We start from the raw sequence: 26,625 nt of genomic DNA, 5'->3' as shown, positions 1-26,625 counted from the left end.
TGAAGGGCCTGTACGCCAAGGCCCGCGCCGGCGAGCTGAGCAACTTCACCGGCATCGATTCACCGTATGAGCCACCCGAGCACGCCGAGTTGCGCTTGCCGGGTGCCGACGGCGATGTCGCGACCATGGCTCAGCAGGTCATCGATACCTTGCTTGCCGAGCGCGATGCGTGACCTGCGGCGCGCGGCGATGGCTGGCCATGGCCGCGCTGCTGGCGATGAGCGTGGTCTACTGCTGGCCCGGTCATCCCAGCGTCGCTCATGCATCGGCCTGGCATGCACTCAGCCATGGGTTGCTGATGGGCGCCATGGCGGGGCTCCTGGGGCTGCTGTCGCCACGGCGCCTGTGGTGGGCCCTGGCCTTGGCAGTGATGGCGCTGGGCCTTTTGCTGGAGGTCGTGCAATGGTGTTTCGGCGGCTACACGCATATCGAATGGAAGGATGTACTGGCCAACGAAGCAGGTGTCGCCGTGGCCTTCGCAGCTCTATGGCTGAAAGGGCAATCGCTCTGGAAGCGCTGAAAGGCCCCGTCTCGCGCTGGCCCAAGGTGTGCGGAAGGACCCATTGGGGAGGCTGACGCCATGCCGTGTGCAGGCGCACCAGATCATCGATAGCGCCCCGCCTTGGTCTTCGGAGCACCAGGTGCTTGAAAAGCCGCTGTCCGGGTGGCGGGCTTGCCGGGGCGTTTCGATACGGTATGCGGTCAGTGATCCGGGTGCGGCTGCACCGCCGGAGCCGGCAGGCCAGCCGGTGGACGCTGCGCCAGACTCAGGCCCTTGAGCACGTTCAGTGCCTCGCTCAGTGCATAGTCGCGTTCGGCAAGCTTGCCGTCGTTGCCGGTCCGGGCCGCCTTCTTGCCTGGGTGCTCATTGGCCAAGTGGTTGGGCAGGTCCGACTCGGAGCCGATCAATTGGGGCGCGTGGTCGGCCTGCTGCACCTTGAGGCTGGCCAGGGCGATATCCGGGGTGATGCCCTTGGCCTGGATCGAAATGCCGTTGGGCGTGTAGTAGCGCGCCGTGGTGATCTTCACCGCATGCTCGGCGTCCAGCGGCAACACGGTCTGCACCACGCCCTTGCCGAAGGTGCGCTGGCCAATGATCAAGGCGCGCTGGTGATCCTTCAGTGCCCCGGAGACGATCTCGGCGGCCGAGGCCGTGCCGTGATCGACCAGCACCACCAGCGGTGCACCGTGCAACATGTCACCCGGATGCGCCGAGAAGCTCATGTTGGCATCGGCCAGGCGCCCACGTGTGGAGACGATGGTGCCGCCATCCAGGAAGGTGTCGGCGGTGCCGACCGCCGCCGTGACCAGACCGCCCGGATTGGAGCGCAGGTCCAAAATGGCGCCCCTGGGCTGGCCATGCTTCTTGATGAAGGCGGCCAGGCCATCGTCCAGCTCGCTGGCGGTATCTTCCTGGAACTGGCTGATGCGGATGTAGGCATAGCCGGGTGCAACCTGGTCCACCTTGACGCTGGGCACCTGGATGACCTTGCGTTCGATATCGAACGTGAGCGGCTTGTCGGCACCCTTGCGCGCGATCAGCAGATGCACGTGGCTGCCAGGCTTGCCGCGCAGCTGGTCGATCGAATCGCCGACCGCCTGCGGGTCGACCGGCTTGCCGTCGATCTCCAACACTGTGTCGCCGGGCTGGATGCCGGCCTGCTTGGCCGGTGTGCCATCGATGGGGGAAACAATCTTCAGTTCGCCGTCGACCGGCAGCACCTCGATGCCCAGGCCCGCGTATTTGCCGGTGGTGTCCTCGTCCAGATCCTTCAGACCCTGCTTGTCCAGATAGGCGCTGTGCGGATCGAGTCCGGCCAGCATGCCGCGGATGGCGTCGTTCATCAGGGTCTTGCTGGAGACCTTTTCCACATAGGCCTGGCGCACCATCTGGAACACCTGCGCAAAATGGCGGATGTCCTTCAGGCTGACGTTGTCATCGCCGACCGTGCCGGCGGTTGCACTGGAACTGGCCGCGGCGGGCGCGGTGGCGGCCGGTGCCGGTGTCGCAGGCGGCGTGGCCAGGGCCAGCGGGGTCGCCAGCAGCAGGGAAAGGGCGGTCAGGATGGAGCGCGTGCGCATGGGCGTAACCGGTTCAACAAATTAAGAAGGTGCCGCACTGATTATGCATGCCTGGCGCGGCGATAGTCGGATATCGGTCGCGCCGGCGTGAAGCGGTGCGCCTGCTTACGACCACGGCGACGCCCGCAGGTTCATGCCGCGGGCTTCAGTGCGCCAGCCAGGGGCTGGTGTCGACCGGGCGTTTGCCATGGCGCAGCTCGAAGTAGACGCCCTCGCGGCCGCTGGTGGCGCCGGAGGTGCTGATGGCAGTGCCGGTGTGCACGCGGTCGCCCACATGCACCAGTACCGCTTCGTTGTTGCCATACAGGCTCAACCAGCCATGGCCCTGGTCGATGATCACCAGCATGCCGTAACCGCGCAGCCAGTTGGCGTAGATCACCTGACCTGGCGCCACCGCGTGCACCTGGGTGCCGCGCGGCGCGGCAATCAGCACGCCATCGCCCGAATCGCTGCGCGCGCCGTGTACCGGCCACGGAAGGTGTCCGCGCAGCTTGGCGAACGGTGTGCCCTCGGGCATTGGCTTGAAGTTCGACGGTGGCCCGGAAGAGCCGCCGTGGGTCTTGCTGGGTGCCTGGTGATGGCGGGCCTGCTCGCGCGCCCGCGCCATCGCCTGACGCAGTTTTTCCAACAGCCGGTCCAGATTTTTCTCGTTTTCCTTCAGCGTCTTGAGCTTGTCGCCCTGCGACTGGTACTGCGCGTCGACCTGGGCCAGCAGCTTGCGTTGTTCGGCGCGCTGGTTGGCCAGCTGATGCATGCGCTTGGCGCGCTCGTCGCGGGTGGCCTGGAGCGCTTGTTGTTCGCTCTCGATCTGTTGGCGCACCTGGCTGAGCTGCGTCAGGCTCTGGGTCAGGTCGCGGATACGTTCGACGCGGTGCTCCTGGAAATAGCGCGAATAGGCCAGCGCGCGCGACATGCGGTTGATGTTCTCATCGCCCAGCAGCAGGCGCAGGTCCGAGCCGCGGCCCAGTGCGTAGGCGGCACGCAGCAGGGCGGCCAGCGCCTGCTTCTGCCCGGAAAGGTGAGCTTCCAGCTGGCTGCGCTGCTGCTCCAGCTGGTCCAGCTGCGCCTGCTTGGCCGCCAGCGCCTGGTCGCTCTCGTGCACGGCGGCGGCGGCGCTCGAAAGCGTCTTGGCCTGCGCGGCCAGCTTGGCCTGTAATGCCTCACGCTTGGCGCTGGTGTCCTTGCGGTGGGCGTTGAGCTGCTGGATATCGGTGCGGATCTGCTCCAGCTTTTTGCGAGTGCTGGCCTCCTTGGCGTGCTGCGCGTGTGCCGGCCAGGCCGGGGCGAGCAGGGCCAGGCACAGGCTGCCGGCAGCGGCCAGGAGGGTATAGGTCGATGGAGAGCGCAGGCGTTCAGACATGACGGACGATTATGACCTTTTCCGCCCCTTCGCGACGAGGCCCGTGGCTGGCGTGTGAGGTGAGGTTCAGGGCACCTGTGCGAGGCGCGCCGAGACCCACCGGGGACGCAAAATATTTGTTAAACCAGACATCTATACGTCCAACGGTTATTTTGACGCATCGCAGCAGGTGTGATGTAGTCATGCGACCTGTTTGCGATTCCGGCGCCTTCGGTGCCCTTCACCTCGGGCGTGCGCGACACGCCCATGGCGGACCGCCAGGCACGTGCCGCGGCGCTGGTTGCCGCGCCTGCCAGGGCCGGAATCACAAGCCGGCCGTGATGCATGACCCGATGAGCTCCAAGGCCACGCACCGATGACGTGCAACCGTGGCGCCGTGGCCGGTGCGTGCAACGATTTCCAGGCCCATCGGGAGGAGGCTGTATTGATCGCCCAAGCTTCGCCGCGTCTGTATGACGCATCCTTCGAGCACGACAGCTGTGGCTTTGGCTTGGTCGCGCAGATTGATGGCCGGGCCAGCACGTCGCTGGTCGATACCGCCTTCAAGGCACTGGCGCGCCTGTCGCATCGTGGCGCCGTCAATGCCGATGGTGTCAGCGGCGATGGTTGCGGCGTGCTTATCCACGGCGCGCAAGACTGGCTGCGTGCGCTGGCGCACGCCGATGGCATCACGCCGGGGCCGTTGTTTGCCTCCGGCTTGGTATTTGTCGATCCCAAGGGCGATGCCGATATCGCCTGCGCGACGCTGGAGGCGCGCCTGGCCGAGGAAGGCCTGGCGGTAGCCGGTTGGCGCGAGGTGCCGGTGCGCACCGATGCCTGTGGCCCGCTGGCAGTGGCTTCGATGCCGCGCGTGCGCCAGGTATTTGTCGATGCCGGCGAGGGGATGGATGCCTCTGCTTTCGAGCGGGCGCTGTTCCGCGCACGCCGTCGCGCCGAATTGGCCCTGGCCGACGATCCGCATTTCTACGTGGTGTCGCTGTCGGCGCATGCCATCGGTTACAAGGCGATGGCCGCTCCGGGGCGTCTGCGCGATGTCTTCCCCGACTTTGAACACGACGCGCTGGCCGCCAACACGGTGGTGTTCCACCAGCGCTATTCCACCAACACCATGCCGCAGTGGCGCCTGGCGCAGCCGTTCCGCGTGCTGGCGCACAACGGCGAGATCAACACCATTCGCGCCAACCGGCGCTGGATGCAGGCGCGCTCGGCGGTGTTGCGTTCGCCACAGGTGGATCTTTCCGACATCGGGCCGCTGGTGCGCCAGCAGGGGTCGGACTCGGAGAGCCTGGACAATGCCGTTGAGCTGATGCTGGCCGGCGGCGTGGATCTGCTGGCGGCGATGCGCATCCTGGTGCCGCCGGCCTGGCAGGCGCGCGAGGATATCGACGAGGACCTTGCCGCGTTCTACGAGTATTACGCGCTGCACACCGAACCCTGGGACGGCCCGGCGGGACTGGTGATGTGCGATGGCCAGCACGCGGCCTGCGCGCTGGATCGCAACGGCCTGCGCCCGGCGCGCTGGGCCTTGTCCGACGACAATCACCTGATCGTCGCCTCCGAGGCGGGCATCTGGGATGTGCCGGCCTCGCGCGTGGTGGCCAAGGGGCGGTTGGGGCCGGGCGAGATGATCGCCGTGGACTTCAAGCACAAGCGCCTGCTGCACGATGCCGATGTCGATGCCATCAACCGCGCGCGTGCGCCGTTCCGCGAGTGGCTGCGCGAGGGCGTCAGTTATCTGGAATCGGACCTGATCGACCCCAGCCTGGCCGCCGAGCCGCTGCCCGCCGACGAGCTGCGCCGTTACCAGAAGCTCTACGGCCTGACCCGCGAAGAGCGCGAAAGCGTGCTCAAGGTGCTGGCCGAGACCGAGGGCGAAGCCACCGGTTCGATGGGCGATGACACGCCCATTGCCGCGCTTTCGCGCCAGGTTCGCCCCCTGTACGACCGCTTCCGGCAGGGCTTTGCGCAGGTCACCAATCCGCCGATCGACCCGCTGCGCGAGCGGCTGGTGATGTCGCTGACCACGCAGATCGGGCCGGAAGGCAACCTGTTTGAGCTCTCGGCCGAGAACGCGCGCCAGGTGCTTTTGAACTCGCCGGTGCTTTCGCAGCGCAAGCTGCGCCAGATGCTGGCCCTGCCGCAGTTTGCCGGCCGTACTGTGCAGCTGGACCTTTGCTACAACCCCGAAGAAGGCCTGGAAGCGGCCATTCGCCGGCTTTGTCGCAGTGCCGTGGAAGCGGTGCGCGAAGGCGCGCGCATGGTGTTCCTGACCGATCGCTACCCGCGCCCGCAAACCTTGTCGGCGCATGCCTTGCTGGTCACCGCCGCCGTGCACGCGCGGCTGGTCGACGAAGGCCTGCGCTGCCACTGCAACATCCTGGTCGAGACGGCCACTGCGCGCGATCCGCACCACTTTGCCTGCCTGGTCGGTTATGGCGCCACCGCGGTGTATCCGTGGCTGGCCTACCAGAGCCTGTTCGACATGGGCCGCGATGGCTATATCGGTCGCAACGAGAGCTCGCCGCGCGAGCTGGGACGCAGCTATCGCCGTGGCATCCGCAAGGGTCTTTTGAAGATCCTCTCGAAGATGGGCATTGCCACCATCGCCGGTTATCGCGGCGCGCAGTTGTTCGAGATCGTCGGCCTGGCGCCCGAAGTGGTGGCGCTGTGCTTCCCCGGTACGCCTTCGCGCATTGGCGGCGCCGGCTTTGCCGACCTGGAAGGCGATGCGCGCCTGCTCGCTGGCGAGGCCTGGAACGACACCATCGCGCTGCGTGCCGGTGGCCTGTTCAAGTACGTGCACGGCGGCGAGTACCACATGTACAACCCGGATGTGATCAACCTGCTGCAAAAAGCGGTGCGCAGCGGTGATCCGTCCGACTACGAGCAGTACGCGGCGGCCGTCGACGGCCGTCCGCCGTCGGCACTGCGCGACCTGCTGGGTCCGCGTCTGGCCGAAAAGCCCTTGCCGCTGGACGACGTGGAACCGGCCGAGGCGATCTTGAAGCGCTTCGATTCGGCCGGCATGAGCCTGGGCGCGCTCTCGCCCGAGGCGCACGAGGCGCTGGCCATCGCCATGAACCGCCTGGGCGCGCGCTCCAATTCCGGTGAGGGCGGCGAGGACCCAGCGCGCTACGGCACCGAGCGCATGAGCAAGATCAAGCAGGTGGCGTCGGGCCGCTTCGGCGTCACGCCGGCCTACCTGGTCAATGCCGAGGTGTTGCAGATCAAGGTGGCGCAGGGCGCCAAGCCCGGCGAGGGCGGCCAACTGCCCGGCCACAAGGTCAACACCATGATCGCGCGGCTGCGCTATGCCAAGCCGGGCATCGGCCTGATCTCGCCGCCGCCGCATCACGATATCTATTCCATCGAGGACCTGGCCCAGCTGATCTACGACCTCAAGGAGGTCAACCCCGAGGCGCTGGTCTCGGTGAAGCTGGTCAGCCATGCCGGTGTCGGCACCGTGGCCGCCGGCGTGGTCAAGGCCGGCGCCGACCTGATTACCGTTTCCGGCCATGATGGCGGTACCGGCGCCAGTCCGCTGACCTCGGTCAAATACGCCGGCACGCCGTGGGAGCTGGGTCTTTCCGAAACCCAGCAGACGCTGCGCCTGAATGGCCTGCGCGATCGCGTGCGCCTGCAGACCGACGGCGGCCTGAAGACCGGCCTGGATGTGATCAAGGCGGCCATTCTGGGCGCCGAGAGCTTCGGCTTCGGCACCGGCCCGATGGTGGCGCTGGGCTGCAAGTACCTGCGCATTTGTCACTTGAACAACTGCGCCACCGGTGTGGCCACGCAGCACGAGCTGCTGCGCCGCAATCATTTTGTCGGCTTGCCGGAGATGGTCACCAACTACTTCCGCTTCATCGCCGACGATGTGCGCGCCTGGCTGGCGCGCCTGGGCGTGACGCGACTGGAAGACCTGGTGGGCCGCACCGAGTTGCTGACACAGATCGAAGGCAACACGGCGGTACAGCACAAGCTGGATCTGTCCGCGCTGATCAGTTCGGCGGGCCTGGGCGACCAGGTGCCCTACAGCTGCGTGCTGGCACGCAATCCCTTGCGTCCGGACGAGGGGCTGGCCGCGCGCATCCTGGCCGACACCCGCGAGGCGGTCGAGCAGGGCCGCGGTGGCCGCTTTGGTTATGCCATTGCCAATACCGACCGTTCCATCGGTGCCCGCCTTTCTGGCGCCGTGGCACGACGCTGGGGCGATGCCGGCATGGTCGACAACCCGATCCGGCTGGCGCTGACCGGTGCCGCCGGCCAGAGCCTGGGTGCCTGGAACGCCGGCGGCGTGTACATCACGCTTGATGGCGAGGCCAACGACTACGTCGGCAAGGGCATGGCCGGTGGCCGCATCATCGTGCGTCCGCCCGCCGACGCCGCCTACGCCAGCCAGGAGGCGGCCATCATCGGCAACACCTGCCTGTATGGCGCCACCGGTGGCGAACTGTATGCCGCCGGCCGCGCCGGCGAGCGCTTTGGCGTGCGCAACTCCGGCGCGCAGGCGGTGATCGAGGGCGCCGGCGATCATTGCTGCGAATACATGACCGGCGGTGTGGTCGCCGTGCTGGGCCGTAGCGGGCTCAACTTCGGTGCCGGCATGACTGGCGGCTTTGCCTACGTGCTGGATCTGGAGCGCGACTTTGTCGACCGCTACAACCACGAGCTGGTGGACATCCTGCGCATCTCTCCGGAGGGCATGGAACACCACATGCAGCATCTGCGCGGACTGATCGACCGCCATGCCGAGCTGACCGGCAGCGCCTGGAGCCGGCGCTTGTTGTCCGAGTTCCGCGGCCTGCTGCACAAGTTCTGGCTGGTCAAGCCAAAGGCGGCCAGTCTGGATGTGCTGGCCGACGAGTTGCGGAGGGCCGCATGATGGCCGCGCCGCGCACCACGCACGCGCCGAGCGCGCCCGGCTTGCGCCGGCGCAGCGCCGCGCCACGATTTGAGGAGAGCGCGCGATGAGCGACAAGCTGTTCCGTTTCATCGACCTGCCGCGCCAGGCGCCGCGCACCGTACCGGTGGCCGTGCGCGTGATGGGCTATGGCGAAATCTACGGTGATTTTCTGCCCGACGATGCCGCTGCCCAGTCCGGGCGTTGCATCGATTGCGGCAACCCGTACTGCGAGCACGCCTGTCCGGTGCACAACTACATCCCCAACTGGCTCAAACTGGTGCAGGACGGCCATCTGTTCGAGGCCGCCGAGCTGATGCACAGCACCAACCCGCTGCCGGAAATATGCGGCCGCGTGTGTCCGCAGGATCGCCTGTGCGAAGGCGCCTGTACGCTGGAGCAGGGCGAATTTGGCGCGGTCACCATTGGCAGCGTCGAGCGCTGGGTGGTCGATCAGGCCTTCGCGCAAGGGTGGCGCCCGGACCTTTCCGCGGTGCGCGCTACCGGCAAGCGGGTGGCCATCATCGGTGCCGGCCCGGCCGGGCTGGCCTGTGCCGATCGTCTGGCCCGCGCCGGCGTGGCCGCGCACGTGTTCGATGCGCACGAGGAAATCGGCGGTCTGCTGACCTTCGGCATTCCGCCATTCAAGCTGGACAAGCAGGTGGTGCGCACGCGCCGCGCGGTGCTGGAAGGCATGGGCGTGACGTTCCATTTGTCGACCACCGTGGGCAAGGACGTCTCGTTCCAGGCGCTGCTGGACGATTACGATGCCGTGTTCATGGGCACCGGCGCCTATCGCGCGCTCGATGGCGGCCTGCCGGGCCTGGAGCTGGACGGCGTGCATGCGGCGCTGCCATTCCTGATCGCCAACACGCGGCGTCTGTTGTCCGGCACCGAGCTGGAGCCGCGATTTGATGTCGCCGGCAAGCGCGTCATCGTATTGGGCGGTGGGGACACCGGCATGGACTGCGTGCGCACGGCGTTGCGCCTGGGTGCCAGTGAAGTCTCCTGCGTGTATCGCCGCGACGAGGCCAACATGCCCGGCTCGCGTCGCGAGGTCAGCAACGCCCGCGAGGAGGGCGTGCACTTCCAGTTCCATCGCCAGCCCTTGCGCATTGTTGGCGACAACGGCCGGGTCAGCGGCGTGGAGATGGTCGAGACGCGCCTGGTCGCCGGCGAAGATGGCCGCGCGCGTCCGCAGAACGTGATGGATAGCGACCATATCCAGGAAGCGGACGTAGTGATCATCGCCTTCGGCTTTCAGGCCGAGGCGCCAGCGTGGTCGTCGCACCACGGCATCGAACACCAGCCCAACGGCCGCACCCTGGTCGGTGGCGAGGGTCGCCTGCCGTTCCAGACCGCGCATCCGAAGGTGTTTGCCGGCGGCGACATGGTTCGCGGTGCCGATCTGGTGGTGCGCGCGGTGCACGACGGCCGCGAGGCGGCGGCCTCGATCCTGCGCACGCTGGAATTGCGCCCGGCCAGCAGCGAGTCGGCGCAGGCGGCCTGATGCCCTTTATCGGGCCGGCGCCGCGTGCGCCGGCCAGTCATGTGGTGTGATGAAATGGGCGCGACAACGGTCCTGTCGTTGTAGGTTTCCGTGGAGCGTGCCCCATGCCATCTCCCTGGTGGTTGATTGCCCTGATCCCGCTGCTGGCCGGCGGTGTGCTGCTTTTCTTGCGTGGCCCCTTGCTGCGCCGCCATCCTGGCCTGGGCGCGGTGCTGCGGCACGGGCGCTGGCCGCGTGGCTACAACCTGGCGCATGCGGCTTTCATCATCGCCTTTCCGGTGCTGATGCTGTCCGGCGTGGCGCTGTATGTCGAGGCCTGGCATCGCGCGCTGATTGCCTGGCTGGGCGCCATCGAATCGGTGCATGCGTGGCTGGGCATCGGTTTTGCCGCGCTGGTGTTGCTGGCCTTAGGGGGTGTGCCGATGGCGCCGCGACGGCCACGCTGGGTGGACTGGATCATCACCACGCTGCTGACCACGCTGTTGACCCTGAGCGGTTTCGCGCTGTGGCTGCCCGGGCGCTTTCCGGCCAGCTGGGATGCGGTGGCCTTTGCCGTGCATGGCTGGCTGGCCTACGCCTGGATGGCCTGGCTGTTGTTGCACGCGCTGCTGCGCTTGTTTTCGTTCCAGTCGCAACACCCGCTCAATGCGCGCTTTGACTATGTGCGTCGCAACGCCTTGCTGGGCGCCGCCGGCGCGGCCGCCGCCGGCACCGGCCTTTTGACGCTGGCCGGCAAGGGTTACCAGAGCTGGACCGCATGGGGACGAAATAATGGCACCGCCGGCTGGAAGGGGCGGCGCTTTCCTGCCTATTACACTTTCACCGGCGATTATCCGGAGATTGACGCCAAGACCTATCGCCTGCGCGTGGAAGGGCTCGTCCACACGCCGCTGGAGCTGAGCCTGGCCGAAATCGAGGCGCTGGAGCGCTATCAGACCCAGCGCGACTTTGTCTGCGTCACCGGCTGGAGCGTGCCGAAGGTGGACTGGACCGGGCTGCGCCTGGCTACGTTGCTGGCCAAGGCCGGCGCCCATGCCGAGGCCACGCATCTTATTTTCCACTCGGCCGATGGCACCTACGTCGACCAGCTGACCCGTGCCCAGGCCGAGGAGCCCGGGGTGATGCTGGCCTACCGCATTGGTGAGGTGCCGTTGGCCATCGAAGGCGGTTACCCGCTGCGTCTGGTGGTGCCGACGATGTACGGCTACAAGTCGGTGAAATGGGTCAACCGCGTCGTGTTGGCGCGCGAGGGCATTACCGGTACCTGGGAGCGCTACGGCTATGCCGACAACGCCCGGCTGACGGGCTGAGCATTTGCGTCGGCGGACATGAAAAAGGCCGCCCGGAGCGATCCAGGCGGCCTTTCTTTTTTGCGTTTTACCGGACCGCTCAGCGGCCGATATCGCGCAGCTTCTTGCCTTCCATCAGCTTGTGCTCGATCTGCTCCAGGGTTACACCCTTGGTTTCGGGCACCAGCCAGATGGTGATCAGCAGGAACACCACGTTCAGGCTGCCATAGAGCCAGAAGGTGGCCGCATCACCGATGCTGTTGAGCAGCGTCAGGAAGGTGGCGCCGACCACGAAGTTGGCAATCCAGTTGGTGAACGTGGAGCAGGCGATGCCGAAGTCGCGGCCCTTGATCGGCTGCACTTCCGAGCACAGGATCCAGATCAGCGGACCGGCCGACATGGCAAAGCCGACGATGAACATCAGCAGCATGGCGACGGTGAAGATCTGCTCGCCGTGGCCGTGGATGCCCAAGTGCATCATCGTGCCAACAATGCCCAGGCCCAGTGCCATGACCACAAAGCCGGTGTAGAGAATCGGCTTGCGGCCCCAGCGGTCGACCAGACCGATGGCAATGAAGGTGGCCAGCACGTTGGTCAGGCCCACGATCACCGTGAACCACAGCTGCGATTCGGTGTTGTAGCCCATGCCCTGGAAGATGCGCGGCGCGTAGTACATCACCACGTTCATGCCGGTCAGCTGCTGCACGATCTGCAGTACCACGCCCAGGCCCACCGAGCGGCGGAAGTTCTTGTTCTCAAGGAACATGTGCCAGCCGCGCTGCGGAATCTTCAGCTGTTCGGCAATGTCGGCCTCTTCCTTTTTGACCTGCTCGGGGTTGCCGCGCAGCTTAAGCAACACGCGCGTGGCCTCTTCCTTGCGACCGCGCATCATCAGCCAGCGCGGGCTGTCGGGCAGCACGAACACGCCGAAGAAGAACAGGATGCCGGGGATGGCGATGATGCCCAGCATCCAGCGCCAGTTGCCGGTGTAGCTGAAGGCGGCGTTGGAGAGATAGGCCAGCACGATGCCGATGGTGATCATCAGCTGGTACAGCGAGACCATCGCGCCCCGCACGTTTTCCGGTGCAATTTCGGCCAGGTACATCGGCGCGGTGAACGAAAGCACGCCGATGGACACACCCAGCACCAGGCGGGCGATCAGAAGGTTGGCCACGTCCGGCGCCATGCCGCACCACACCGAGGCCACCGCGAACAGCAGCGAACCGAACAGCAGCGATTTCTTGCGGCCAAGCGCGGCCGACATCCAGCCGGCCCCGACGGCACCGGCAGCGGCGCCCAGCATCATCCAGCTGACGATGTGCTCGAGCACACTGTCGGAGATGCCGAAATCCTTCTGGATGAACTGCTGCGCGCCGGAGATGACGCCGATGTCCAGACCGAACATCAGGCCGGCCAGCGCGCCCAGCGAGCAGACGAAAATGGCGGTCGCCTTGGGATGGGCGGCCGGTTGTACTGGGGTGTTCATGGATTCCTCCCGATCGAGATGACCGGCCCGTCGCCGCGGGCCTGGCCTGTCATTATGGTTGTATCACCTTCGGCCGCGCAGGTGTCATCCGGCGTGGCTGGACACAGCCGCCGGTGAGCCGGCGAAGCGCGATTCGGCCAGGCCGCGAATGTCGGTGACCATTCGCCACAGGTTACCGGCCCCGGCATCGCTTTGCAGCTGCTTCTCACTCAGTCCCTCCCGAGCACTGGTGATGAACAACGTTCGAAGATCGGCACCGCCAAAGGCCGGCCGCGTCGGTTGTGCCGTCGGCACCTCGATCACACGCTCGGGCTGGCCATCGGGCAGATAACGCACCACGCGGCGCATCCCCCATTGCGCGTTCCACAGGCCGCCCTGCGCATCCACGCAGCTGCCATCGGGAACGCCATCGATATCGCTCAAGTCGACGAACACGCGCGGCTCACCCAAGTGGCCATCGACGGCGTAATCGACGGCCATGATCTGGCGCCGCGGCGAATCGCAGAAGTACATGGTGCGGCCATCCGGGCTGAACGCCGTGCTGTTGCTGATGGCCACATTCGGCAGCGGCAGGCGCTCGACCGAAAGATCGTGATTGACGCGGTAATAGCTGCCGATGGCGCGTTGCGGCTGGCCTTCGTCCAGCGTGCCGAAAACGAAACGGCCCTCGCGGTCGCAGGCGCCGTCATTGAGACGCGTGGAAAGCTCGGGCTCGATGGTCGTCAGTTCGCGCAACTGGCCGCTTTCGATGTGCCAGAACGCCAGCCGCGAGGCCAGGCCCAGCAGCAGCCAGTCGGCGTCTTCGCACAACGCGATGCAGGCCAGGCGTTCGGGCATGGCGTGGCGCCGGGTATGGCCCAGCGCCGGCTCGTGGGTGTAGAGCACGGCGCCGTGGATGTCGGTCCAGTACAGGCTCTGGCGCTGGCTGCACCAGAGCACGCCCTCGCCCAGTTCGTTGGCGACGGCGGCCGCTTCCTCGGCGCGCGCGTTCATGCCCAGCCGCCGTCGACGATGAAGTCCTGGCCGGTGCACATGCGGCTGTCGTCGGCGGCCAGAAACAGCGCCATGCGCGCCAGGTCATCGGCGCGCAGGTAACCGGGCAGGCATTGCTCGCGCTCGATGGCGGCCTTGCCGTCCTCGTCCAGCCACAGGCGCTCCTGCTTTTCGGTGATGGCCCAGCCGGGCACCAGCGCATTGATGCGGATCTGCTGCTTGCCAAGATCACGCGCCAGGCCGTTGACCAGGCCGTGCACGGCGGCCTTGGCCATGGCGTACATGGGATAACCGGCGTTGCGCTTCATCCAGCCGGTCGAACCCAGGCAGATCACCGAACCGCCGCCGAGCGATTGCATGTCCGGCACCACCGCCTGCGTGGCGAAATACTGGTGGCGCAGGTTCACCGCCACATTGCGGTCGAAATCGGCCGGCGTGGTCTCGGCCAGTTCGTGACGCACGTCATTGGCGGCGTTGTTGACCAGCACGGCAATCGGGCCGATCGCCTCGCGCGCCTGCGCAATGGCCGCACCCAGCGCATCCAGGTCGGTCACGTCGCAGGGCAGAAAGCGCGGCGCGTGGTCGACATCGGGCAGGCCTGCGATCAGTTGCTCGGCGCCGTCGGCATCGATATCCAGAAAGGCCACGCGCGCGCCCTGGCGGGCGAAATGCTCGACAAAGGCAGCACCGATGCCGGTGGCGCCACCGCTGACCAGTACCGTGCGATTGACCAGACTGGGATAGCTTGCGAACTGGGACATGCCAAAAACTCTTTGCTGCTTGGAAGGGGAGGCGCTTACCACTCGGCGACGCTGCCGTCGTCGTGGCGCCACACCGGATTGCGCCAGCGATGGCCGACCTCGGCGCGCTCGGCGACGTAGCTTTCGTTCACCTCCACGCCCAGGCCCGGGCCGGTGGGCATGGTCACATAGCCGTCCTCGTAGGCGAACACGCTGCGGTCGGTGATGTAGTCGAGCAGGTCATTGGCGGCGTTGTAGTGGATGCCCAGGCTTTGTTCCTGGATGAAGGCATTGTGGCTGACCGCGTCGATCTGCAGATTGGCGGCCAGCGCAATCGGGCCCAGCGGGCAATGCAGTGCCACGGCCACGTCGTAGGCTTCGGCCATGGCGGCGATCTTGCGAGTTTCGGTAATGCCGCCGGCATGCGAAGGGTCGGGCTGAATGATGTCCACGCCACCGGTCGCCAGCACGCGCTTGAAGTCGTAGCGTGAATACAGGCGCTCGCCCAGCGCGATCGGTGCCGGCGACAGCGAGGCCAGTTCCGGGATGGCCTCCAGGAAGTCCGACAGCACCGGCTCCTCGATGAACATCAGCTTGAACGGTTCCAGCTCGCGCATCAGCACCTTGGCCATCGGCTTGTGCACGCGGCCGTGGAAGTCCAGGCCCAGACCCACATCCGGACCGACGGCATCACGCACCGCCTGCACGTTCTCCAGCACGCGGGTCACCTTGTCGTAGGTGTCCACGTATTGCATCTCCTCGGTGGCATTCATCTTCACCGCGGTGAAGCCGCGCGCCACCGCGTCGCTGGCGGCTTTGGCGGTGTCGGCCGGGCGGTCGCCGCCGATCCACGAATACACCCGGATGCGCTCGCGCACCGGGCCACCCAGCAAGTCGTAGGCGGGCCGGCCAAGGTCTTTGCCCTTGATGTCCCACAGCGCCTGGTCGATGCCGGCAATGGCGCTCATCAGCACGGGGCCGCCACGGTAGAAGCCGGCGCGATACATCACGCTCCAGTGGTCTTCGATGTGGCGCGGATCCTTGCCGATCAGGTAGTCCGACAGCTCATCGATGGCCGCCGCGACGGTCTGCGCGCGGCCCTCGACCACCGGTTCGCCCCAGCCGCAGACACCGGCGTCGGTGTCGATACGGACGAAGCACCAGCGCGGCGGTACCAGGAAGGTGGTGAGTTTGGTGATTTTCATGCGTAGAACTTATCCGTGGTTCAGAGCGTGCCAGCCGGCGGCGAAGTCGCGCGCCGCCTGGGCAATGTCAGGAGTGGGTCGGCCGGGCTTGAACAGCGCCGAGCCGATGCCGAAGCCGGCGGCGCCGGCGGCCACATAGACGTCCATATTGGTCGGGCTGATGCCGCCGACGGGCAGGATCGGCGTGGTCTTGGGCAGCACTGCGCGCCAGGCGCGCAGGATGGCCGGGCTGATCTGCTCGGCGGGGAAGGCCTTGAGCGCGTCGGCGCCGGCAGCCAACGCGGCAAAGGCCTCGGTGGGCGTGGCCACACCCGGCACGCAGTACAGGCCGCGTGCCTTGGCCGCGTGGATCACCTCGGTGTCGGCGTGCGGCATCACGATCAGCCGGCCACCGGCGTTGGCCACATCATCGACGGCCTGCGTGTTGAGCACGGTGCCGGCGCCGATCAGGCAGGTGTTGCCCAGGGCGTCCTGCAATGCGCGAATGCTTTCCAGTGGCTGCGGCGAATTCATCGGCACTTCCAGCACCCGGAAGCCGGCCTCGGCGATGGCGCGACCCACCTCGACCGCTTGCGTCGGCTCCAGGCCGCGCAGAATCGCCACCAGCGGCAGCGCGTGCAGCCAGTCGTGCATGGGGTGGTTGGTTTCAATGGGCATGGCGCGGGTCATCCTTCGTCAATCAGGCCCGCGCGGCGGGCGATGCCGTACAGGCCGCGCGGGGAGGCGTGTTCAATCAGGCGGGGTGCTGGCAGGTCGAATCGCTCCGCCGCGCGCGTGTAGCGCTGGCACAGGGTGGGTTCGCCAATCAGGCACAGCGAGGTGTCATCGCGCAGCCAGCCGCCATCACGGGCGATGCGCCACTCTTCACCGATCAACAGGCCGGAGAGGTAATCGGGCACGGCGGCCACGGCGAGGCTGCCGTCCAGGGTCAGCGAGCGCGCCGAAAACAGGCGGCTGAGCATGCCGGCCGCGCCGCTGTCGCGCGCCGTCGTCACGCCGTGATCGAACGCGGCGCTGGCGGTGCCGGCATCGACCGCATCGGCGCTGTCGGTGCCGGCGCCAAGAATCGAATGCTGGCGCAGAAGGGCGAACAGCTCGCCGGTCATCAGCGTGGCGAAATCGGTGACCTTGCCGTCGCGTACGCCGACCCATTTACTGTGTGTGCCGGGCAGCACCAAGCGCGCATCGGCGTGCAGTTCGGGATGCGCATCCAGGGCGCCGAACACCTGGGTTTCCTCGCCGCGCATCACGTCCGGCGTATCGGCAAAGCGCAGGCCGGGGACAATCTTCAGTCCACGTGCGGCAGGATCGCTCACCGCGCACAGCTGACGCGCCACGGCATCGGCGTCTGCAGGCAGGCCCACATAGGCCACTTCCTGCCAACCGCCGCGCGCGCCGACCATGCCGGCGGCCAGCAACGGCGCCGGCGGCCAGCCGGCGGTGACATCCTCCAGCGCTGCAGCAAACCCGCCTTCGGGCAGCTGGCGAATGCCCCAGCGACGCGCACGGCTTTCCAGCACCGCACCATCGGCGGCCAGTCGATAGGCGCGCAGGCTGGAGGTGCCCCAGTCCAGGCCGACAAGGGCGGTAGCTGGTTCGTGGTGCTCGGTCATGAGGGGCGTTTGCCGGTTTCCATGTTCTCTCGTGAATCAACGATCATGCGCTGCATGGCGCGCCGCGCCGCTTCCGGCTGGCGTTTGCGGATGGCCTCGAACACCTTGCGGTGATGCGGCAGCGAATAGTTGAACTGCTTGGCGCTGCGCGCCGACATTTCAAAGTACATACCCAGGGCGGTGTCGACTACGGCGAACAGCGAACTCATCAGGTCGTTCTGGGTGGCGTCGAGCACGGCCTTGTGAAAGGCCAGGTCGGCGCTAGCCCAGGCATCCATGTCGGCCGCCGCTTCCATGGCATGAAAGGCCTGTTCGAGGCGTTCGAAATGGGGGCCGTCGCACCGGCGCGCCGCGGTGGCCGCCGCCGCCGGCTCGATGATTTCGCGAAGCTCGACCAATTTGCCGACGAAGTCGGCCTCGGGCATGTGCGCGCAGCGCCAGGCCAGCACGTCGGCATCCAGCTGTTGCCAGCACACTTCTTCGCGGATGCGCGTACCGACCTTGGGCCGCGCCTCGACCAGGCCTTTGGCGGCCAGCACGCGCAGGCCTTCGCGCAGGGCAGTGCGCGATACGCCCATCTGTTCGGCCAGCAGATCCTCACGCGGCAACACGGTGCCGGGCGTCAGTTCGCCATTGACGATCTGCTGTCCGATGACCCGCACCACGTGGCCGTGCAGGTTGCGCGCCAGGATGCGGCTCATCGCGATACCTCTCGCGTTGCAGCGTGACGCCGGCCCCTTGAGCAGGCTACAAACCTACGCATGCCGTCGCCGGCCACCTGCTTGAGGTAGCGTTCACTCGGCGGGTTGGCGAGGGTATTTGTCATACAATGTGCTTATATCAGAAATGATGCAAAGCGTCAGCCAGACCATCGAACAGCTGCCAACTGGGTTCGGTGTCACGTAATAGGCAAGGCGCAACCGCGTGCTACATCGGTGTTTTTTCAACTCATGCCGATCAGGCTATGGCACGTATAGCGACTTTTATATAATCATATTATATGTTTCACTTCGCTTGCACGCGAAATCTTTCCCAAAACCCTCGAGATTGAAGGAGTACGCCGATGAACCGGGTCGCTTGGATGAACCTGCTGGGCGCCACGGCGCTGGCCGTGCCTGCGCTGGCCTGCGCCACCACCGCCACGCGCTCGGACTTTGGCATGGCCGATGGTCACAAGGTGGAGGCGGTCACGCTCAAGAACAGCCATGGCGTGAGCGTGCGTGTCATTACTTATGGCGCGCGCGTGCAGTCGCTGGTCACGCCCGATGCCAAGGGCCACGAGGCCGATGTGGTGCTGGGCTACAACTCGATGGCCGGCTATCTGGATCAGCGCCAGTACTTCGGCGCCACGGTGGGTCGCTTTGCCAACCGCATCGACAAGGGGCAGTTCACCCTCGATGGCAAGCATTACCAGCTGACCATCAATGATGGCCCCAATTCGCTGCACGGCGGCAAGAAGGGCTTTGACATGCAGGTGTGGAAAATCACCAAGGTCACGCACGGTCCCACTGCCTCGGTCACCATGCAGTACGTCAGTCCCGACGGCGACCAGGGATATCCGGGCACGCTCACCACGACCGCCACCTACGCGCTGGATGAGCACAATCGCCTGACCATCGACTACCGCGCCACCACGGACAAGACGACCATCGTCAACATCTCCAACCACACCTACTGGAATCTGGGTGGCGAGGGCTCGGGCACGATCATGCACGACACGCTGATGATTCCGGCCAATGCGATCACGCCGGTCAACGCGACGCAGATCCCGACCGGCAAGATCACCGCGGTGGCCGGTACGCCGTTCGATTTCCGTCATGCCAAGGCCATTGGCAAGGACATCCGCGATGGTCATTCCAAGCAACTGCTGATGGGGCGCGGCTACGACATCAACTTCGTGCTCAGCCACAAGCAGGCGGCCAAACCGCGCCTGGTGGCACGTGTTACCGATCCGCACAGCGGCCGCGTGCTGAGCCTGTATTCGGCCAAGCCGGGCCTGCAGTTCTATTCGGGCAACTTCCTCAACGGCACCACGGTGGGCAAGTCCGGGCACATCTATCGCCAGGGCGATGCCTTCGTGATGGAGCCGCAGATCTTCCCCGATACGCCGAACCAGCCGCAGTTTGGCTCGGCCGTGCTCAAGCCGGGGCAAACCTACAGCAACCACATCGTCTATCAGTTCTCCACCACCAAGGCGGCGCACTGAGCGCACGGCTTCGGCCTGCGCCATGACTATTTCCGCGCGCCGGGCCGGGCTCGACCGGCGCGCGGACCCATTGATGTTCGGCCCACGTTCTACGGGGAGTCTCCATGAAAAAGACCGTTATCGGCGCGCTGCTGGCCGCCGCCATGGGGCTGCACGGCCTGTCCGCGCATGCCGAAACGCATCGCTGGTCGGCCGCGCAGGCGCATACTTGGTACGCCAAGCAGAAGTGGATTGTCGGCGCCAATTACGTGCCGTCCAACGCCATCAATGAGCTGGCGATGTGGCAGGCCAGCACATTTGATCCCAAGCGCATCGACCAGGAGCTTGGCTGGGCCCAGTCCATGGGCATGGACACCATGCGCGTGTTCCTGCACGACCTGCTCTGGGAGCAGGACCCGAAAGGCTTCAAAAAGCGTATCAACACCTTCCTGAGCATTGCCGCCAAGCATCACATCAAGCCGATTTTCGTGCTGTTTGATTCGTGCTGGGATCCGGACCCGAAGCTGGGTCCGCAGCACCCGCCCATCCCCGGTGTGCACAACTCCGGCTGGGTGCAGGCGCCGGGCACCAAGGCGCTGGAGGACAAGAGCCAGTATTCGCGCCTGGAGGCCTACGTGAAGGACATCGTCGGCAGCTTCGCGCACGACAAGCGGGTGCTGGCCTGGGATGTATGGAACGAGCCGGACAACCCGGGTGGCGGCAACTACGACGCCAAGGAGCCCAAGAACAAGACTGCGCTGGTCGCCAACCTGCTGCCCCAGGTGTTTGCCTGGGCCCGCAGCCAGGACCCGGACCAGCCGCTGACCAGCGCCGTATGGCATGACGACCCGTGGTCGGACATGGGTCATCTCAATGCGGTGGAAAAAACCCAGCTCACGCAATCGGACATCATCAGCTTCCACAGCTACGACTGGCCGGAAGTGTTTCTAAAGCGCGTGCGCTCGCTGGAAGGCTATGGCCGTCCGATCATCTGCACCGAGTACATGGCGCGCAGTGCCGGTTCGACCATCGACAATACCCTGCCGCTGGCCAAGAAGCTCAACATCGGCATGGTCAATTGGGGCTTTGTCGACGGCAAGGAGCAGACGCGCTATCCGTGGAATTCCTGGCAGCGTCCGTACACCACCTTGCAGCCGACCATCTGGTTCCATGACCTGCTGCACACCGACGGCACGCCGTACCGCCAGCGCGAGGTGCAGATCATCAAGACGCTGTCCGACGCCCCCCGTGGCGTGGTGCCACCGAGTGCACTGATGCTGCCGACCAAGGCAGCGGATATGGACAAGTAGGCCGCGCGTCGCCGTGCCGGGCCACGGTTAAGGGGCGGCGCTTGCGTCGCCCCTTTTTCATGGGTCCGGGGGCCGGTTGGCGGTCCTCCCGGCACCAACTTTGCGAGCAGGCGCGATGCGCTGGGCAGGCATGACCTTCGGTGCTCGCTTTTTTGCATACGGTCGATTATCTTATGGTATGACGAATATGTTCTGTTCCATGCAGGAATGTTCGTGGCTAGCACTCATAACCACAAAGCATGCGCCCGCGTGTCGGGTGCCTTTGCCGAAAACATGAAGGGGAGGTCCACCGTGATCCGCACCAATCGCTCATCTTTCACGATGACGCTGATCGCCAGCGCCATCGCCGCTGCCCTGCTGCCGCAGGTCACCCTGGCCAAGCCGGCAGACCAGGGCGCTCAGGGTACCGCTGCGCAGACCAGTTCCAGCAGCACCACCAAGCAGTCGACCAAACAGCGCAACAAGAAGCAGGACGACTCGGAAAAGAATGCCGTTGATCTGGGTAGCGTCACGGTGACCTCGCCGCTGCGCGCCAGCCTGGAGAGCGCACAGGAAATCAAGCGCAACTCGCGCATGGTGGTCGACTCGATCGTTGCCGAGGATATCGGCAAGCTGCCGGACAATACCGTGGCCGACGCGTTGCAGCGCGTGACAGGCGTGCAGGTGTCGCAGGGCTTCCAGGGAGAAACCAACGGCGTGGTCGTGCGTGGTCTGCCGAACGTGGCCACCACCCTCAACGGGCGCCAGATCTTCGGCTCCGGTGGTCGCGCGTTCGCCTTTCAGGATCTGCCGGCCACCGCAGTCAGCGCACTGAAGGTATACAAGACCACCCAGGCCAGCATGATCGCCGGTGGCATTGCCGGTACCGTGGACATCCGTACGTTCCGCCCGTTCGATTTCAAGGGCAGCAAGGTTGCCGCGACGTTCACCGAGACCCGTCAGAAGGATGGTGGGCACAATGACCCCACCGCGAGCGTGCTGCTGAGTGATCGCTGGAAGACCGACTACGGTGAGTTTGGTGCCCTGATCAATGCCGGCATCACCACCATGCACTACGACTACAACGTCGCCTATGTCGACAGCAATCTGACCAGCGTGCTGAGCGACGGCAGCGGTAACGTGGTGCGCAACGACAACGGCGACCTGGTCGTCGGCAACAACCAGTACGGCGCCAACTACAACGTCGGCTGGCGCAAGCGCCCCGAAGCCAACTATGCCCTGCAGTGGCGTCCCAACGACAGCACCGAGGTCTATCTGGAAGGCCTCTACACGTGGATATCGGACAAGTACAACCAGACTTATTACTTCAGCGGCCCGCAGAATCAGGTGCCGCCGAGCAGTCTGACCACCAGTGACCAGTGTTTCCCGATCGGCCTGACCAGCTCGCCTTATTACGGCCAGACCATTTGCCCCATCACCAGTGCCCAGTACACCGGCAACTACTATGCCGCTACCAGCACGCAGGCACGCCACCAGTGGGGCCACAACAGTCAGAACGCCATCGGTGTGAAGTGGCACAGCGGCAACCTGAAGCTGTCCTCCGATCTGAGCTACAACTCGTCCAGTTTCGAGACGGACAATTTCGTCATCGACACCTTCCTGGATGCGTATCACCAGCCGCTGACCACCTATTACCACTACCCCAATACCTGGGGACTGGTCGGCAATCCGCAGCTGGATCCCAAGAACTATTATCTCAACGGCCTGTACCAGCAGTGGAACAACAACAGCGCCACACAGACCGCCTGGCGCGGTGACGGCAACTACTATTTCGGCGGCGACCTGGTCAGCTCCATCGATTTTGGCCTGCGCTATGCCGATACCGAAACCAAGGCCTCCGGCGCGCAGTTCAACCAGGGCCCCCCGGGTGGCCCCTGGTTGGCCGATGGTTCGCCGAATCCGGCCAACAACGTCTATAACCTTTTCGGCTCCAGCTACTTCTGCAACATTCCCACCGACTCGTCGGTGCCCGATGGTGCGCTGAGCGGTTGCTACAACTATCTGACCAAGAACGCCAACGCCCTGCGCGAGTTCTACGGTCTGGCCGACGGCAAGCTGCCGGCGCAGAAGGGGCAGTACTTCGACATTACCGAGAAGAAGCTGGCCGCTTACGCGCAGATCAACTACGGCAACGATCTGTTTGGCCTGCCGTTCGATGGTGTCATTGGTCTGCGTGCCGAGCGCGTCAAGCGCAACTTGGCCGCCTACAATTATGACACCGTCAGCGGGACATACTCACCGACGGGTTTGAATACCTCGGAACTGCAGTGGCTGCCCAACGCCACCTTCAATCTGCATTTCACCGATGACCTGCAGATGCGCCTGTCGGCTGGCAAGACCGTGAGTTACCCCAGCTTCGGCAGTCTGAATCCTTCGCTGACGCTGAGCCCGGCCACCGCCAACACCATCGCTACCGGCGGCGGTGGTAATCCGAACCTGAAGCCGACCAAGTCCAACAGCTACGACGCCACGCTGGAGTGGTACTTCAGCCGTGCCGGTTCGCTAACCGGTGGCGTGTTCTATCACGACATCACCGGCTACATCGAAAACTACTCGGCCGAAGAAACCATCAATGGTACCCAGTACCTGATTTCCGGCCCGAAGAGTTCCGGTGCCGGTCACCTGGATGGCGTCGAACTGGCCTACCAGCAGTTCTTCACGTTCCTGCCGGGCGCCTGGAGCGGCCTGGGTGTGCAGGCCAACTACACCTATATCGACAGCTCGCTGAAAACGCCTGCGATCGATGGTAATGGCTTCATCACCACCTCGTTCCAGAATGTGTCCAAGAACAACTACAACCTGGTGCTGATGTACGAGAAGTACGGCTTCTCGGCACGTCTGGCCTACAACTATCGCAGCCGCTATCCGGAGTTCTTCCTGGCCGCGTCCAGTGTCATCGGCAACAACGCGCAGATGTATGACAAGCCGGCCAACATGCTGGATCTGTCGCTGAGCTATGACATCAGCAAGCACTTCACGGTGGTATTGAACGCGACCAACCTCAACAACGCGCACTTCCAGTCGTTCGCCGGTCCCGGCACGATCCTGCCGCAGGATTATCGCTATCAGGATCGCTCGGTTGGCCTGGGCGTTCGCATGAAGTTCTGATTGGTTTTGGTTTGATCTGTCACGCCTGCCCATCCGCATCGATAGGTTTCTCGGTGCGGTGGGCAGGCGCTTTTGTATGGAGCGCTGCATGAGCTTGCGTCATCTGATGATCGCCGCGCTGGCTGCCGGCCTGGGCATGGGCGGGCCGGCCGTCGCGACGCCGTCACATACCGCCGCTGCTGCCACCGCCGGCACACCGGGCAACACCTTCACCAATCCGCTGTTCAAAGGCGCCGATCCCTGGGTGACACGGGTCGACGGCATGTACTATTTCTCCGGTTCCAATTGCGGCAAGGCGGCGCTGTGCATCAAGCGTTCGCGCTCGCTGTCGGGGCTGGCATCAGCGCCCTGGATCGGCGTGTGGAGTCCGTCGCACAAGAAAGCACCCAACGCCAAGGACGTGTGGGCGCCGGAGCTGCACCATGTGAACGGGCGCTGGTACATCTACTTCGCTGCCGACGCAGGCGACAACGATCATCACCGTCTGTATGTGGTCAGTGCCGACCGACCACAGGGGCCTTACAAGGCCGCCGATACCGGTGCGCCATATGGCCGCCTGAAAGAGTCGAGCAACCACTGGGCCATCGACCCGGATGTCTTCCACGGCGCCGATGGCAAGCTGTACATCACCTGGTCGTGCACCAATCACGCCGACTCGCGCTTCCCCCAGCGCGTGTGTCTGGCGCGCATGAGCGATCCCACGCATATCGCCAGCAAGACCGCTTTCATTTCCACGCCCAATCAGCCCTGGGAGACGCATACCAAGCCGATCCAGGAAGGACCGGTGGGCTACAGCCGCGATGGCCACACTTACATCACCTATTCGGCCAGCGCCAGCTGGGTGCCCAATGGCTACAGCGTGGGGCTGCTCTCGCTGACGCCAGGCGCCGACCCCCTGCAGCCGGCGTCTTGGCACAAGTCCGGACCCATCTTCGATCATCACGGCGATATCCATGGTCCGGGCTCGGTGGTGTTCGTGCCCTCGCCGGACAACACGCAGTGGTGGGTGATGTATCACTCGGTGCGCCATATGGACTGCAAGAACGTGTGGGCTTGCCGCGACATCCGCATGCAGCCCATGCACTTTGACGCCCAGGGCGCGCCGGTGCTGGGCGTGCCGGTGAACTCGGGGGTGCCGCTGCGCAAGCCGTCGGGTGACACCCCCCCGTCGCACTGAGTGCTGCCGCTTGTGTTGTCAGGCCCATCAATCTAAGGAGACAGGCTTGCCATGACCTTGCCACGACCCTCCCATCGCCTGCTTGCTGCCTTGTGTGCGTGCGCGCTGAGCTTGCCGGCCAGCGCCGCCGCGCTGGGCGCGGCACCGGTGACGACCATCGCCAAGGGCACCGGATATGCCTCGTTGCTGCGGCTGACGCAGGCCTCGGGCGCGCGCGCCAAAGGCAGCCTGATGCTGGCCTTCGAGCAGCCGGGTATCGTCGGTGTCCCCATTTACACCCGTGCTCACGGCCAGCATTGGACGCTGCTCGATCATGTGGTCGATGGTCGCCATGCCGACGATTCGCGCTGGCAGCTGCGCTGGCAGCCGAATCTGACCCAGTTGCGGGACAAGGCCGATTCATTACCCGCCGGCACCCTGCTGCTGGCGGCCAATGCTACCGGCAACACGGCCAGTGGCCGGCTCAACGCCGAGGATCTGCAGCTCTACACCTCACGCGATGGTGGCGTGCACTGGCACTATCGCAGCTCCATCGTCGAAGGCCATGGCAATCCCTCATCGGCTGACAACCAGGGCGTGTGGGAGCCGTACATCGTGCAGCTCGATGACGGGCGTCTGGTGGCCTACTACTCGTCCGAGCAGCACAAGCGCCAGGGTTTCAACCAGGTGCTGGCGCACAAGGTGTCCAGCGATGGTGGGCGCAGCTGGGGCAAGGAAACCATCGATGTGGCCGTCGCCGGTGGTGTGCAGCGGCCGGGTATGGCCACTGTGGTGCACCTGCCCGATGGCCGCTACGTCATGGCCTACGAAGATATCGACCATCCGCACAATGGTCAGGTGCATCTGAAGTTCAGTCGCGACGGTCTGCATTGGGGGCCGGCCACGCGACCAGGGATCGCCGTGCGCACCGCGTCCGGTGCATGGCCATCGGCGTGCCCGGTCATCCGCTGGTTCCCGGTCGGCGGCAAGGAAGGCACGCTGGTCATATCATCCGAGCGTGCCGGTGGTGGCGGGGACGAGGATGGCCATGCCCTCTACTGGAACAACGCGGGTGGTCGCGGGCCGTGGTGGGAAGTGCCGGCACCGGTGGCGAAACTGACGGGCAACATCCATGCCGGCTGGACCCAGGCCCTGATGTTGCGTGGTGATGGGCGCTTTTTGCACATCACCTCCAGTGCTGATCCGTCCGATCCGGGCAATGTGGCGCTCAATGTGATGCAAAGTGCCGTGGGCCGCCTGGATTTTTCACGCTATGAAGCCGAGGATGCCGCCCGCCGTCAGGCCTCGGCGATTGGCGACAGCCACGCCTCCAACGGCCGCCGTGTGCGTCTGGCCGCTGGCGATGGGGCGCGTTTGCGTTTTCCTGTGCATGTGGATGCCGCGGGTGTGCGCCGCGTAAGCGTGGTCTATGCCGATCTGGGTCTGCCCGGCACGCCTACGCTCAGCGTCAACGGAGCGCCGCAGCCGGCGGGCAAGGTGAGCAAGCGCAAGGATGGCCGCTATCAGGTCAGCTGGCAGGCGCCCATGCTGGCCGGCTTCAATCGGCTGGACGTGCACGGCGGCGAGCATGTGCTGGATGTGGACTATCTTGAGCTGGGTTCGGCCGGCACGAAGTAGCCACCCGCGCTGCGCACGCAAAAAAGCCCCGGCCTGACCGGGGCTTT

At 65.3% G+C, this 26,625-nt stretch carries 19 protein-coding genes; 10 read left to right on the top strand and 9 right to left on the bottom strand.

The features are described from left to right. Both HBF24_RS16170 and HBF24_RS16165 read left to right on the top strand, forming a co-directional pair. A partial coding sequence (locus tag HBF24_RS16170) for an adenylyl-sulfate kinase (protein WP_167175319.1) occupies window positions 1–173 on the top strand: 173 nt, incomplete at its 5' end. Window positions 174–199: 26 nt separating this feature from the next. Beyond that, complete coding sequence (locus tag HBF24_RS16165; RefSeq protein WP_167175316.1) at window positions 200–520, top strand: hypothetical protein; 321 nt, start codon at window positions 200–202, stop codon at window positions 518–520. Between the two features lie 182 nt (window positions 521–702). Here HBF24_RS16165 and HBF24_RS16160 read toward each other — a convergent pair whose 3' ends face one another. Together HBF24_RS16160 and HBF24_RS16155 are read right to left on the bottom strand one after the other, a co-directional pair. Continuing rightward, window positions 703–2,082, bottom strand: coding sequence for a S41 family peptidase (locus HBF24_RS16160; protein WP_167175314.1), 1,380 nt, complete (start codon window positions 2,080–2,082; stop codon window positions 703–705). A 145-nt stretch (window positions 2,083–2,227) separates the two neighbouring features. Next, on the bottom strand, window positions 2,228–3,442 hold the full coding sequence (locus tag HBF24_RS16155; RefSeq protein WP_167175311.1) for a peptidoglycan DD-metalloendopeptidase family protein: 1,215 nt from the start codon (window positions 3,440–3,442) through the stop codon (window positions 2,228–2,230). A 355-nt stretch (window positions 3,443–3,797) separates the two neighbouring features. Between HBF24_RS16155 and gltB the strand changes: the two genes are divergently transcribed. The 3 genes from gltB to HBF24_RS16140 all read left to right on the top strand — a co-directional run bounded on the left by gltB (window position 3,798) and on the right by HBF24_RS16140 (window position 11,165). Next, window positions 3,798–8,327, top strand: coding sequence for a glutamate synthase large subunit (gene gltB, locus HBF24_RS16150; protein WP_167175308.1), 4,530 nt, complete (start codon window positions 3,798–3,800; stop codon window positions 8,325–8,327). Between the two features lie 85 nt (window positions 8,328–8,412). Beyond that, window positions 8,413–9,855 carry an FAD-dependent oxidoreductase gene (locus HBF24_RS16145; RefSeq protein WP_167175305.1) on the top strand — a complete coding sequence of 481 codons (1,443 nt, stop codon included), beginning with the start codon at window positions 8,413–8,415 and terminating at the stop codon, window positions 9,853–9,855. A 104-nt stretch (window positions 9,856–9,959) separates the two neighbouring features. After that, window positions 9,960–11,165, top strand: coding sequence for a molybdopterin-dependent oxidoreductase (locus HBF24_RS16140; RefSeq protein WP_167175301.1), 1,206 nt, complete (start codon window positions 9,960–9,962; stop codon window positions 11,163–11,165). Window positions 11,166–11,244: 79 nt separating this feature from the next. On the opposite strand, the gene HBF24_RS16135 is transcribed toward HBF24_RS16140, so the two are convergent. From HBF24_RS16135 to HBF24_RS16105, 7 genes are all read right to left on the bottom strand, one after another. Further along, the gene (locus HBF24_RS16135; RefSeq protein WP_167175298.1) at window positions 11,245–12,630 is read right to left on the bottom strand and encodes a sugar porter family MFS transporter; all 1,386 of its coding nucleotides are present in this window, start codon (window positions 12,628–12,630) and stop codon (window positions 11,245–11,247) included. A gap of 84 nt (window positions 12,631–12,714) precedes the next feature. Further along, window positions 12,715–13,623 (bottom strand): SMP-30/gluconolactonase/LRE family protein, encoded by a 909-nt coding sequence (locus HBF24_RS16130; protein WP_167175295.1) that lies wholly within the window; start codon window positions 13,621–13,623, stop codon window positions 12,715–12,717. Further along, window positions 13,620–14,384 carry an SDR family oxidoreductase gene (locus HBF24_RS16125; RefSeq protein ID WP_167175292.1) on the bottom strand — a complete coding sequence of 255 codons (765 nt, stop codon included), beginning with the start codon at window positions 14,382–14,384 and terminating at the stop codon, window positions 13,620–13,622. The genes HBF24_RS16130 and HBF24_RS16125 overlap by 4 nt, the downstream gene beginning before the upstream one ends. Window positions 14,385–14,419: 35 nt before the next feature. Continuing rightward, window positions 14,420–15,568, bottom strand: a complete 1,149-nt coding sequence (gene dgoD / locus HBF24_RS16120) for a galactonate dehydratase (RefSeq protein WP_167175289.1) — start codon at window positions 15,566–15,568, stop codon at window positions 14,420–14,422. Between the two features lie 9 nt (window positions 15,569–15,577). Further along, on the bottom strand, window positions 15,578–16,225 hold the full coding sequence (locus HBF24_RS16115; RefSeq protein ID WP_240922632.1) for a 2-dehydro-3-deoxy-6-phosphogalactonate aldolase: 648 nt from the start codon (window positions 16,223–16,225) through the stop codon (window positions 15,578–15,580). A gap of 8 nt (window positions 16,226–16,233) precedes the next feature. Beyond that, the gene (locus tag HBF24_RS16110) at window positions 16,234–17,181 is read right to left on the bottom strand and encodes a 2-dehydro-3-deoxygalactonokinase (RefSeq protein WP_167175286.1); all 948 of its coding nucleotides are present in this window, start codon (window positions 17,179–17,181) and stop codon (window positions 16,234–16,236) included. Beyond that, the gene (locus HBF24_RS16105) at window positions 17,178–17,882 is read right to left on the bottom strand and encodes a FadR/GntR family transcriptional regulator (RefSeq protein WP_167175284.1); all 705 of its coding nucleotides are present in this window, start codon (window positions 17,880–17,882) and stop codon (window positions 17,178–17,180) included. The genes HBF24_RS16110 and HBF24_RS16105 overlap by 4 nt, the downstream gene beginning before the upstream one ends. 362 nt (window positions 17,883–18,244) lie before the next feature. Here HBF24_RS16105 and HBF24_RS16100 point away from each other — a divergent pair, with 362 nt between their 5' ends. From HBF24_RS16100 to HBF24_RS16080, 5 genes are all read left to right on the top strand, one after another. Further along, window positions 18,245–19,387, top strand: a complete 1,143-nt coding sequence (locus HBF24_RS16100; protein WP_167175281.1) for an aldose epimerase family protein — start codon at window positions 18,245–18,247, stop codon at window positions 19,385–19,387. A gap of 104 nt (window positions 19,388–19,491) precedes the next feature. Then, window positions 19,492–20,676, top strand: a complete 1,185-nt coding sequence (locus HBF24_RS16095; protein WP_167175278.1) for a 1,4-beta-xylanase — start codon at window positions 19,492–19,494, stop codon at window positions 20,674–20,676. A gap of 291 nt (window positions 20,677–20,967) precedes the next feature. Further along, on the top strand, window positions 20,968–23,784 hold the full coding sequence (locus HBF24_RS16090; RefSeq protein ID WP_343162784.1) for a TonB-dependent receptor: 2,817 nt from the start codon (window positions 20,968–20,970) through the stop codon (window positions 23,782–23,784). 88 nt (window positions 23,785–23,872) lie between these two features. Continuing rightward, entirely contained in the window at window positions 23,873–24,961 is a 1,089-nt protein-coding gene (locus tag HBF24_RS16085) for a glycoside hydrolase family 43 protein (RefSeq protein ID WP_167175275.1), read from the top strand. A 51-nt stretch (window positions 24,962–25,012) separates the two neighbouring features. After that, window positions 25,013–26,578 carry an exo-alpha-sialidase gene (locus HBF24_RS16080; protein WP_167175272.1) on the top strand — a complete coding sequence of 522 codons (1,566 nt, stop codon included), beginning with the start codon at window positions 25,013–25,015 and terminating at the stop codon, window positions 26,576–26,578. Window positions 26,579–26,625: the final 47 nt, after the last annotated feature.

The organism is Oleiagrimonas sp. C23AA, assembly GCF_011759385.1.
Classification (GTDB): domain Bacteria; phylum Pseudomonadota; class Gammaproteobacteria; order Xanthomonadales; family Rhodanobacteraceae; genus Oleiagrimonas.
The sequence above is the reverse complement of the archived record's forward strand: the minus strand, read 5'-3'. Positions and strand labels throughout refer to the sequence as shown.